The sequence below is a fragment of the Hallerella porci genome, from assembly GCF_003148885.1.
GTDB classification, from domain to species: Bacteria; Fibrobacterota; Fibrobacteria; order Fibrobacterales; family Fibrobacteraceae; genus Hallerella; species Hallerella porci.
Window position 1 is genome coordinate 1 of sequence record NZ_QGHD01000021.1, and the last position, 11,553, is coordinate 11,553.

Genomic DNA, 11,553 nt, shown 5'->3' on the forward strand with positions numbered 1-11,553 from the left:
CTTTGATTTTGCTTTTCGCTTCTTCAATTTTGAAATTTCAAAGCTCTTTTTTTAGCTAACAAAAACTAAATGACACAGTTTATTTGACAGAACCTTCAAGAGGGCCATGAGGCGTTTTTTTGTCCTGTTGGAATGGCTGTACTGTTGCTTCCTTTGCCGGGAAGGGGTGAATAAAAACGGCGAACCTCCTTATCCTGCGCTCGCGAAGTGACTTTTTAAGGGTCAACTAATTAGATGTGATTAAAGATAACGGTAGGGAAGGGAGTAGAATAGCAAAAAGATTAAATGTTATAAATTTTTAAAGCCCTCATAATCACTGAAACCAAGCATATAAATTGCCATTGCAATTGATAAATCTGGGTTACCAAAATTCTTTTTTTCTGATAAAACTCGGAGTTCTTCGATTACAGTGTCGTGTGGTACAAGAGAATTATCGAGCTCTTGAACTGCGGAATTTATAACCGAAGGTAATATCATGCACAATTGATAAAAAGCGTCTTTTTGCCCCGTAATCATAGCATAAAATTGGTCAAGACTTACTCTACGAATGAGCTTGTGTCCAACTTTCTTTTTATCAACAGATGTTTCCCACTTAATATTTTGTGAATGTTGGGCAATCGCTTCAACTAAAAAGCAGGCACAATCGTCATTATCTAAAATTTGAGATTGCATTTTAATAAATGTTTTTCCTGCCGATGCTGAATTCATTGTGTTATGTTTATTTTTCATTTCAACATAAATTGTGTGAACAACGCCAGCATTTGGAATTTCAATTCCATTTGGATTTTCATAAATAACATCCCAGCCGCCTTCTTCACCATTTTGTGGAACTCGGCAATTTTTTATATATTGGAAAATCCTTTGATGGAAATATCCAATATCATTGTTATTTGATTTATCTCGTTGTCTAAAAATTTCATTATTGATAATTTCAGCCCACGACATTTGATAAACTGATTTGTCAAAAATCAATTTGATAGGGTCAACAATATTTTTATTAAATCGCTTTAAATTAAATGATTCAAGTTTCTCACCATATTTTTTTATGGTTTCGACAACATGTTTTTTAAAGTCATTTTCTGAAATAAAATTAAGATTCCACATTATAATTCCTCCAATGTTTCTTTTATTTTTTTGGCGATGTCGTATGCTAAATTTACAGGTACAGCATTCCCAACTTGTTTGTATTGCTGTCCTACGCTTCCACAAAATTTCCAATTATCAGGAAAACTTTGGCATCTTGCATTTTCACGAATAGTAAATGGTCTTGCCTCTAATGGGTGGCAGCGATCTGTTTGCTTTTGACTTGGGGAAGTTAAAACCGTTAAAGAAGGCTCATCAAGGCTCAATCTTCTTAAAATTCCAGTTCTCCCGCCTTCCATATTCCAGCAACTTTTCATATATTCTTTCGCAATATCTTCTGGAATATCACGCCAATAACCACCAGGAGGAACCATTTCAAAAATTTTTTTCTTATAAGCAGAATAAGGTGTTCCTTCACTTTTCGGGCAATCTAAGAGAATATCTCTTAGAACAGGTTTATACTTATGTGGAGTTGGAAATTCAAAATGAGTCTTTTCAATCAAATCATTTCTAATTCCAATTGTAATAAGACGTTCTCTCTTTTGCGCAACACCATAATCCCAAGCATTTAAAACCTGTTTTTGAATTTTATATCCGCAAGTTTCAAAAATTTCTAGAATCGTTTTATACGTGCGCCCTTTATCATGGCTTAATAAGCCTTTTACATTTTCAAATAAAAACATTTTAGGCTGCAACTGTTCCAAAAATTTTGCATAATGATAAAAGAGAGTTCCACGAGCATCTTCTAAGCCTAAACGTTTTCCGGCGTAAGAAAAACTTTGGCAAGGTGCTCCACCGGAAAGTAAATCTAATTCACCTCTTTTTATTCCAAAATATTCCTGTAAATTAAGGCAAGAAATATTTTTTACATCATCATGAATAACTCTCCAATTTGGACGGTTCTTTTTTAGTGTGTCTGATGCATCTTTATCAAACTCAACAAGACCTAATGCATTAAATCCTGCTTTTTCAATTCCTAAAGCTAATCCTCCTGCGCCAGCAAAAAGCTCAATGCAGGAAAATTTTTTTTGCAATTTATGCGTATCTTTCGTAGTTTTAATTAGCGAAAGAGAATTTGCTGATAAATTTTTATTCATGGAACTTATAACAGAAACATTTGCTGTTTCTTGCAACTTTGAAATTTTTGTATGATGAGATGTTACTGTAGTCACATAACCTCCATATATGTATAAAATAGAAAAGTTTAATTCTAGTGTCTAAATAGTATTTTGGCAAAATTTCAAAATATTTTCGCATTCGTCAATGTTTGGAGTTCTTCAATCGCTTTGACATCGGTTGCGCCCATGTACGAAGTTGTGATAATGCGAAGTTCTCCGCCGTGGTCGCAGAATTCTTTGAGTTCATCGATGAAAAGGCGAAGGCCGCTCCATTTGATAAAAGAAACGAGTATGTCAATTTTATCGGCGGAAGCGATTTCTTTTTTTAGTTCGCTGAACATTTGCGGCTCGTGCAGAGCGCCTGTGAAAAGGGAACTTTGCGCGACAGAAGTTTCGGGGCGAATTAAATCTTTCGCTTTTTTCCCGGCGGCAAGTTTCGGGTCGTTTTCTTTTAAAACCGCTAAAAGTTGTTCTGCTTTGGATTCGATTTCAAGGGAACTGGATTTGTCGGCGGAATTTTTGAGTAGCGCAATAATTTGATTCGAAAGCTCGATTTGCGCTTTTAATTTTTCTTCGTCTTTATTCTTTTCGGCGACGACGTTTAACGCTTTTTCTACGGCTTCTGCCAAATATTGCGCCAAAATTTTTGAGGCTTCTGCTTTGTCGATGGGCTTTACGTATTTTCTTGCTTCCGAAATTTTCCCCAATTCTTCGCTCAATTTTTTATTGACGACTTGTTCGTAAAGGCCTGCTTGCAGCATAAAAATTCCTCATCTAAAAACATGATTCAAAAGATATAATAAATTCTTGGCAGAATTTGACAAAAACACTTTTCGCTTCAATTTGAAAATGGATTTCTCGTTTTTCGCTTGGGAAAATTTACTTGTTCCTATTTTCTTCAAGCTGTTCTAAAATTTTATAAACCGCTGACGATGGGTTTGCTCCTTCGGTTAAAATTTTTGCACGAGTTAAGGCTTCAAATTTTTTGTCCCACAAATATTTCTTTTGCGTTTCTGTAAGATTTGGCTTTTTATAATTTTGCCAAACATTTCCCATTTTTGTTAATTCATCGATGCACTTATTTGTCTGAATAAAACGGCTCTGTCAAGTCATTTTATACGGTTCCGTTGTTATAGCAAAAAATGTCGGTTTCGTAAGCCCCTCCGAAGCTGTTTATTCACTACAGAATTGCAGAATTTAGGCTATTTTGGCCATTTTTGGTTTCCGCAGCGTTTCCGTAATCATACAGTTTGGTGTGACAGAGCCGAGGTCAAAACCGCAGCAGAACCGCAGTTTTTCGGAAATAACCACGCAGCTATATAAAAAGGCTTGACAGAGCCAATAAAACTGCTTTGATTTTTACAATGCAGTAAAAACCATAACTCAATACAAGGATTACTACAAAGGAATGTCGCTTTACAATTTTTCAATTTTTGGTTGATTGCAACAACATCTAAATCATACAGCAAAAATGTTTTTACGCAATCTCGGGAGGAAATTTTTAATTCCTTTTTGCGTGAATCAATTAAATGTTGTGAAATGCGAGCGCCTTCTTTTTTGACAATAATTTTAATGGGAGACTTATATTCTCTTCGTAAAAAATCAAGATATTTTTCTTCTGTTTCTCCTTCGCAAAAAACAAGAAACATCGGCTTCATTTTTTTTGCAGGTCTCTCCTCTCTTCTTGTAGTCATTTATTCCCCCAAAAGATTTTTTAATGTTTGAACTGAAGAATCTACATAAGGAACGGCATCAAATCGCCCTTGCAAATATCCTTTTTGCGCATCCATATTTTCTCGAAAATCTTTATAATCATATAAAGAATAAACATCTGTAGCGCCTTCGTTATTTTTATTGACAAAAACAATTTGATCTTTGCGCAGTCGTTTTACATCGATCAAATTTGTATTGTGCGAAGTAAATAAAAATTGAGCTTTTGACGAAGCGTGAATTAAATCAAGAATAAAATCGGCTAAGCGCGTATGCAGGCTTGCATCAAATTCATCGAGCATTAAAGATTTTTGATTTTTTACCACATCGATGAGCCGAATCAATACGGCAAATAATTTTTTTGTTCCGTTCGATTCTTCGGTTTCAATATCAAATGAAATTTTTTCATTAAATTGATGAAATGTTTCAATTTTAATGGAATCGATTTCCGCTTCTTTGAATGCAATTTTCATTTGTTCTTCGATATTTGGGATAGGCATTTTAATTTTCTCATGAGTTAATTTCACATCAGAAATGTCGCTATCGCAAATGGCTAATGCTTTTAAAATAAGTTCTTTATATTTGCTAAATGAATCTTCGACGAGTTTATCGTTTAAAGGAATTAACCCGAGCATCAATGTGTTTAGAAAATAGCGATAAATTTTTTGTGCAAATTCTCTGTTCATGTTATTTGCGCGGCTTAAAAACAGATTGACATTGCTTGTGCTTTCGATAACATCTTTTACCGCAGGAATTGTGACGCTGCCAAAAGAATATTCATTTTTTTCATTTCGCACAAAAATTTTTGCGCGTCGATTATTTGGAAAATAAAACAAGGATTCTGTTAAAATTTGACTGCGATTTAAAGTAAAGGAATATTCGTATTCAATATTTTCACAGACAAAGTCAATGAAAAATGAACTTGGTTTTGAATCAAAATGATCAAATTTAAATGGCATAAAATTGAACATGCCACCTTCATTGTATTGATGAGATTCTAAAATGGTTCTGCAACAAAAATGAATCGCTTTAATAATATTGGATTTTCCCGAAGCATTGGGTCCGAAAAGTCCGATTGTTTTTAGGACTTTTTGATGATTCCATTCGATGACATTATCTTGAAGTTCACGAGATTGTGCAGAATTGATATTTCCTGCTCGAAAGTCTATGCAGATTTTATTTTTGATCGAAAAGAAGTTTTCTAATTCAATTTTTAGAAGCATAAAAGTCTCTTATTTGTAGAATTATTACAAATATACAACTTAAATTGTTGAAATCCAACTTTTGACTCTCATTTTTTTATATTTCCCCCTATGAAAACAATCGAAGTTGTGGCAGGCGTTATTCGTGATGGCGAAAAATTTTTTGCGACTCAGCGCGGTTATGGCGAATTTAAAGATGGCTGGGAATTTCCGGGTGGAAAATTGGAGCCGGGCGAAACGCCAGAAGAAGCTTTAGTGCGTGAATTAAAAGAAGAACTCGCTATCGATATTTTGGTAAAGGATTTTATTTGCACCGTCGAATACGATTATCCGAAATTTCACTTGACGATGCATTGTTTTTATTGCGAAATTCAACGCGGCACGCCGCAATTACTCGAACACGAAAATGCGAAATGGTTAAGTCTTGCCGAACTCAATTCGGTGAATTTTCTCCCGGCAGATGTCGAAGTGGTGAAGAAAATAAAAAGAGAATTTTAGTTTCCTAAAATTCTCTGCGGAAAAATTGGCTTGCGGTTATTTGCGGTAAGCTGCTGCGAATGCTTCTTTCGGATATTTGACGCGCACGTGATAGGTGCCGTCGAGACTTTTCAAAAAGATTTTGGTGAGCTGCGTAACGTCGCGCAAATTGAGACCGCTTTCCGAAAGTTGTCCTTCGTTTAAGCGGGCGGTAATCGTCGTGTTGACGAGTGCGTTGAGCTTTTCACTGTTCGGCTCGGACATGGCGCGGCTCGATGCTTCGATGACATCGGCGAGCATTAAAATCGCCGTTTCTTTGGATTGCGGTTTTGGTCCCGGATAAGTAAAATCTTCTACGCGCGTGGCAGCGTCTTGCTTTAACGCTTCTTGGTAGAAGTATTGAATGATGCTTGTGCCGTGATGTTCCAAAATGCCGTTGATAATCGCAGTCGGAAGTTTGTTTTCTTTCGCGAGTTCTGCACCTTGGGTAACGTGTTTCAAAATAATATCTGCGGATTCGCGCGGCTGAAGATTTTTGTGCGGGTTAATTCCTTGCTTTTGGTTTTCGGTAAAAAATTCGGGGCGCATCGTTTTGCCGATGTCGTGGTAAAGCGCCATCGTGCGAACGAGAAGAGAATTGGCGCCAATTCCGTCGGCGACTTTTTCGGCTAAGTTTGCCACTTGAATCGAATGGTGGAATGTTCCCGGAGCAAGATTGGAAAGTCTCTTGAGAATGGGACGATTAAAGTCCGAAAGTTCCATGAGAGTTAAGTCGGTGGTAATGCCAAAAATGCGTTCGGCAAGGTGAATTAGAAGCACCGAAGAAACCGCGCTCCAAATGACAATGTTGATAACGCCAGCAAGGAAAGTCGGATAAATAATTTCCCAATGGAAACGGTTACGCAAAAGCAGTTGCACCGTAAGCGCAAGCGCAAAGGCGACGATTGCCGCGAGAATGCTCCAAATAAATTGCGAACGATAACGGATGCTGTTTAAATTGTGAATGCCCGCCCAGCTAATTCCAAAAGAAAGAATCGCGGTCGAAAGATCGTAGCCCGAAAGAATGCCGAGGAAAGACGCCGAAAATACGGCGAATAATGTTCCGATTTGGCGGTTGTGCAAAACGGTTGCAATCACCGGCGAAAGGATAAAGGGGAAAAACCAAATCAGGTCAATGTCTTTCGGAAGAGTCGGCGTATTCGCTTGAATGTAAGCGCCGAAGTGATGAATCGCAGCAAATGCACCGAGTTGAAGTGCCGCGAGAGCGGTTATCGACCAAAGCTCTTTGCGGTTGCGGAAATTTTGTGCGTGGAAAAAGTAAAAGTATAAGAAGAATAAAACGACGATAATGGCGATGAAAATAATTTGCCCGTAAACAGCGGTAAAGTGTCTAGAACCTTCTTCTTTTTGCATCGCATTTTGCATCGCTTCCAAACGTTCGAGTACATCTTTGGTAACGATTGCTCCTTGCGAAATCAATTCCATGCCGCGGGGAATCATGCCTTTTGACGAATTGACTTGCTTCTCGGCGAGTTCTTGGCGGTGCTCCGTTTCTTTTTTCAAATAGAAAACATTCGGGAGAGTGAAAACGTAAAGCGCTTCGTAGAAGGCGCTCTGCATCGCTTGACTTTTAAAATATTGCTGCAAGTCGGTGAAGGTTTCATCGATGGCGCGTTCGCGCGGCTGAATGCGGCTAGCGTCAATTTTCTTTTCTTCATTATCGCGGACAAAGGAAACTTCGGATTTGGAATACGGCAAAAAGTTGACGTCTTGAATGTTGTAAGTGTCGCGGAAAAGTTGAACGCTTGTATTGTTCGTCGCGAGTAGCGTATTTGAAACGCCTTGATCTAGCATGCGATTAAAAGCGCTTTCGAGAGAATCGCGGGCGCGTTTGCTCGACGAAAGTTGTTGCACCGCTGTATTGGAAAGTCGATTAGTTAATTTGTGAAAAATCTGAGAAGCTTGCTGCACTTTCAGTTGCGTTGACGAATCATCGGCGGCGGCAGAAATTTCGGATTGCAAAGCTCCGTAACGCGAAAGGCTTGCAAGGTAAGACTTCAAATCATTTTGAATGCGGACAGTTTCGTCGTGATTGAATTCGAAAACCGCATATACTTTGGCAGCGGCACGCGCTTTTTCGCCCGCGATTTCCTGTTCGGATTTCGGCACTTCAAAAGAAATGGGCGCAACGATTGTCCGCGGACTGATTTGACCCAAGTGCGGCACCTCGGACTTTTGGGCGAGGTCTTTATCGGGGAATAAAATAATTCCCAAAGCGATGATGACGAGGCATCCGAAAAGAGTGTGCAACTTGAGAGTTTTATTTTTCATTTTTTGCCTCCGGATTCGTAGGCTTTTACAATTTCACGGACAAGAGGATGACGTAACACATCGGTCGGCGGAAACGAAATATGCGCAATGCCGCGGACTTTTGAAAGTAATCGAATCGCGTGCGCGAGTCCCGAAACTTGCTTTGGTCCGAGATCGATTTGCGAAGAATCGCCGGTGATAATCGCTTTCGAATGTTCCCCTAAACGCGTTAAGAACATTTGCATTTGCGGAATCGTCGTATTCTGCGCTTCGTCCAAAATGATAAAGGCGTGCTTCAAAGTGCGGCCGCGCATATAAGCGAGAGGAGCGACTTCGATTTGTCCTTCTTCTTGATATTTTTTCAGTTTTTCACTTGGAAGAAGTTCCGCTAAACTATCTTGAATCGGGCGCAGATACGGGGCGATTTTTTCTTTCAAATCGCCGGGAAGATACCCGAGGGATTCTCCCGCTTCGACCGCAGGGCGCACAAGACAAATGCGTTCGACTTCGTGATTCTCTAAACTCGCAACCGCAATCGCAACCGCTAAAAATGTTTTTCCTGTTCCCGCAGGACCATCGGCAAAAATAATGTCATTCTTTTCGCACACTTTGACGAGTTCTGCTTGAGAAATGGTTTTAGGAACGACGGGAATTCCGAGTTTATTGCGGAAAATCGGCTCGGCAGGGATAAATGCTTTCGCGGATTTTTTCGTCGGCGATTTTTCTTCGCCGAGAAGACGCGCTAAATATTTTGGGGAAATGAACGTTCCGTTTTTTGCTGCGATTTTTAATTGATCGAGCAATGCGAGTGCACCCGAAATATCGGCAGACTTTCCTTTTGCTTCGATGCGAAGTCCCGAAAGTCTTGCGTGGATGATAACGGAAAAACGGTCTTCCACCATGCGGAAAACCGTTTCATTTTCGCCGGCGATTATGCGTTTAAAATCGTCGGAAAGAGGGTAACGAACTTCTTGAACCATCAATTATTGTGCGCTTTCCGCAGGAGCTTCTTCGGCGGCAGGTTGAGTCGAGATGCCGAGTTTCGTCTTGGCTTCGAAAATCTGACGACGGAGTTCGTGGTTTTCTTCGGTCGCTTTGACTGCGGCTTCTTGAGTTTTCTTCAATTCATCTTCGTCAACTTGCTTTGCCTTTGCAGCAGAGCCGCCTTCGGATTCTTCGGTGTAGCCATCTTCGTTCATTTCATCACCGCCTTGACGCGAGCCTGCGCAAGCTGCCAAAGAAAGGGCACAAAGAGAAGCGAGGGCGAGTTTCCAGAGTTTAGATAAAGACATTGTAAAAGCTCCATGCAAAAAAATGGGTTCAGTTGAAATATATATAGATTTTTTGAACTAAGAATGTTAAAAAATTTAGATTAAAGGCCATGAATCGCTATTCTCAGGTTTTCCTCACGCCGGCAGGGGATGATTCTGCCGCCAAAGTGTATCATTCTCGTCGCCAAAAAATGCTCAAAAAATTGCAGACGGTGGGAATTTTTGCGGGAATGGACCGCAATCCGGGTTCCGAAGAAGTTTTTACAGAAATCGGAAACAAAATGGTGCAAGATCCGGCGATGCTTTTTTTAACGGGATTAAACGAGCCCGGTTGCCGCTTAATTTTGAATCCGTTGGCCGAAAATGCGGCGGAAAGGGAAGTGCTTTTCTTAGAAGAAAAAGATGCCTTTCGCGAATTTTGGACGGGAATTAAAGTCGCTTATTCCGAAGAAGGATTAGACGAAATTAAAAAACTCACGGGATTTAAAACGATTCTTCCGAAACGTAAATTTTGGAATTATTTAAAGAAAATCGTCGAAGAAAAATCCATTTCAAAATTGGAAGCGTTTTATTTAGACTTTTTCTTTAGGAATAAAAAGTTTCAAACGAAAGACGATCACAACTGGAAATTTGCGCAGGAATTGAAGAGAAAATTTAAGGGCAAATGCCAAATTGAAAGTCTTGCGTTCAAGCATTTTATGCTACGTGCTGTGCTCGATCCGATGCGGATTGCGGATTCGCGGCGGGCGCAAGAGTGGACGAAAAATGCGTATGAAGAATTTTTGCGCAATTTTCATTCCTTCAAAACAGAACGCGATGCAGCGCTTTTCTTGAATTATAAAATGCAAGTGCAAAGCGACGGCGATTTAGCATTCCCAACGATTATGGCGTGCGGTGAAAATGCTTGCTGTTTACATTATGTGAAAAACGATGAGCCTTTGCAAGATGGAAAATTGGTGCTCATGGATTTTGGCATCCGCGCGGGGACGCAGCACAGCGATATTTCTCGGACAATTCCTGTCAATGGAAAATTTAACGCACTGCAAAAAATTCTTTATGAAATCGTTCTCGATGCGCAAAAATTTCATCAGCAACAAGTCAAACCGGGCGAGTGTTTGTGTAAATTAGATGCCAATGTTTGGCTTTTTATTTTGAAAGCTTTGCAAGAACGCTTTGTGAGCCTTGGCGGTAAATACAAATTGCTTTACGATAAGCGCCCGCACGGCGTCAGCCATTTAATCGGCGAACAAATTCACGAAGGCGATCCGGTTAGAATTTACCGCTATGAACCATTAGAACCCGGCATGTTAATTTCGAATGAGCCCGGACTTTACGGCTATTTTGAAATCGATTTGAACGGCGTCCATTACGCAGAAAATATCGGCATTCGCATCGAAAATGATTTGCTCATTACCCAAAATGGCTGCGAAGATATTTCGAAAAATTTACCGCGGGAAATCGCTGAAATCGAAGCATTGATGACTCCGAAAAAGTAAACTGACTCGGGATTTAATTATCTTTTGCAGAAATTCCTTTTTGGAGGTAACCGATGAAGAAAATCCTGCTCCTTGCTGTGTTCGCATTGACAACGCTTTCTTTTGCGTGGGAAAACGAATATGGCGTCATCCAGAAAATGTTTCAGGTAGAATTGAATGGAAACATCAATTTCTACAACAGCCAATATTATGATGGCGATAAATCGGATCTTGAAGACGAAGAAACGCAGACGAATGTGATTCCGACGATTCGTGTGCGCCCAGTCCGCGGCATTGAATTCAATTTCACTTATCCGTTCCGCGATGACGGTATGAAAGATGGTACAGGCTTCTGGGGACCGATTGTGGGCTTTAAATATGGCGGACCTTCATCGGCTGGTTTCTTGCAATTCGTTTTCCCGGCGGGTGCCAAAAAGCTTCTCGGAAATAACGGAGGAAATGGTGAAAAGCCTTCGCCCGCACTTATCTTCGGTGGAACGAATTTCTTCGGCAACTGGGAATCTTTCGGAATCCGTTTACATTCTTGGTATTTCATGGATTTCAACGATAATTCTGCGGATGAATTATTCATTCTTCTCCGTCCGGAAATCAATTTTGGGATGATTCGCATCGGCGTCGGTTTCCCGTTCGAATTCCTCTTTGCCAATTCGTCTGTTTGGATTAGCAATACGCCGGGGACGATTCGCGCAGCTGGCCTTAGTCTCGAAGATGATGATTTTGGCTACGTGATGGCTTTCTCCATTCAACCGAAGGTGACAATCAATCTCGGTAAAATCGATTTGGAACCGTTCTTCTCCATTCCGCTTTGGAAGTACACGAATTCTTCGGCGATGATGGCTTACGGCTTTACTCTTGGAATGGATGCCAAGATAAATTTCTGATTTTT

At 40.0% G+C, this 11,553-nt stretch carries 11 protein-coding genes and 1 pseudogene; 3 read left to right on the forward strand and 9 right to left on the reverse strand.

The window, feature by feature from the left end:
• Window positions 1-288: 288 nt before the first annotated feature.
• The 6 genes and pseudogenes from B0H50_RS09335 to B0H50_RS09355 all read right to left on the reverse strand — a co-directional run bounded on the left by B0H50_RS09335 (window position 289) and on the right by B0H50_RS09355 (window position 5,134).
• Window positions 289-1,104, reverse strand: a complete 816-nt coding sequence (locus B0H50_RS09335; protein WP_106199194.1) for an Eco47II family restriction endonuclease — start codon at window positions 1,102-1,104, stop codon at window positions 289-291.
• Window positions 1,104-2,180, reverse strand: a complete 1,077-nt coding sequence (locus tag B0H50_RS09340; protein WP_106199278.1) for a DNA cytosine methyltransferase — start codon at window positions 2,178-2,180, stop codon at window positions 1,104-1,106. The genes B0H50_RS09335 and B0H50_RS09340 overlap by 1 nt, the downstream gene beginning before the upstream one ends.
• A gap of 149 nt (window positions 2,181-2,329) precedes the next feature.
• A pseudogene (locus B0H50_RS09345) lies at window positions 2,330-2,962 on the reverse strand (NgoFVII family restriction endonuclease); the annotation flags it as partial.
• A gap of 118 nt (window positions 2,963-3,080) precedes the next feature.
• A complete protein-coding gene (locus B0H50_RS13350; protein ID WP_158275900.1) occupies window positions 3,081-3,257 on the reverse strand; it encodes a hypothetical protein in 177 nt (58 codons plus the stop codon).
• 185 nt (window positions 3,258-3,442) lie between these two features.
• Window positions 3,443-3,895, reverse strand: coding sequence for an RloB family protein (locus tag B0H50_RS09350; RefSeq protein ID WP_109587612.1), 453 nt, complete (start codon window positions 3,893-3,895; stop codon window positions 3,443-3,445).
• Window positions 3,896-5,134: an AAA family ATPase gene (locus B0H50_RS09355; protein WP_106199201.1), complete on the reverse strand. Its 1,239-nt coding sequence runs from the start codon at window positions 5,132-5,134 to the stop codon at window positions 3,896-3,898. It abuts the gene before it with no gap.
• 90 nt (window positions 5,135-5,224) lie between these two features.
• Between B0H50_RS09355 and mutT the strand changes: the two genes are divergently transcribed.
• On the forward strand, window positions 5,225-5,611 hold the full coding sequence (mutT, locus tag B0H50_RS09360) for an 8-oxo-dGTP diphosphatase MutT (protein ID WP_106199203.1): 387 nt from the start codon (window positions 5,225-5,227) through the stop codon (window positions 5,609-5,611).
• Window positions 5,612-5,647: 36 nt separating this feature from the next.
• On the opposite strand, the gene B0H50_RS09365 is transcribed toward mutT, so the two are convergent.
• The 3 genes from B0H50_RS09365 to B0H50_RS09375 are packed head-to-tail and all read right to left on the reverse strand — an operon-like array spanning window position 5,648 to window position 9,192.
• A complete protein-coding gene (locus B0H50_RS09365) occupies window positions 5,648-7,921 on the reverse strand; it encodes an HD family phosphohydrolase (protein ID WP_106199205.1) in 2,274 nt (757 codons plus the stop codon).
• Window positions 7,918-8,880: a PhoH family protein gene (locus B0H50_RS09370; RefSeq protein ID WP_109587613.1), complete on the reverse strand. Its 963-nt coding sequence runs from the start codon at window positions 8,878-8,880 to the stop codon at window positions 7,918-7,920. The genes B0H50_RS09365 and B0H50_RS09370 overlap by 4 nt, the downstream gene beginning before the upstream one ends.
• Before the next feature lie 3 nt (window positions 8,881-8,883).
• Window positions 8,884-9,192, reverse strand: coding sequence for a hypothetical protein (locus tag B0H50_RS09375; RefSeq protein WP_106199209.1), 309 nt, complete (start codon window positions 9,190-9,192; stop codon window positions 8,884-8,886).
• An 89-nt stretch (window positions 9,193-9,281) separates the two neighbouring features.
• Between B0H50_RS09375 and B0H50_RS09380 the strand changes: the two genes are divergently transcribed.
• The gene (locus tag B0H50_RS09380; RefSeq protein ID WP_106199210.1) at window positions 9,282-10,667 is read left to right on the forward strand and encodes an aminopeptidase P family protein; all 1,386 of its coding nucleotides are present in this window, start codon (window positions 9,282-9,284) and stop codon (window positions 10,665-10,667) included.
• Between the two features lie 53 nt (window positions 10,668-10,720).
• Complete coding sequence (locus B0H50_RS09385) at window positions 10,721-11,548, forward strand: hypothetical protein (RefSeq protein WP_106199212.1); 828 nt, start codon at window positions 10,721-10,723, stop codon at window positions 11,546-11,548.
• The last annotated feature ends 5 nt before the right edge of the window (window positions 11,549-11,553 follow it).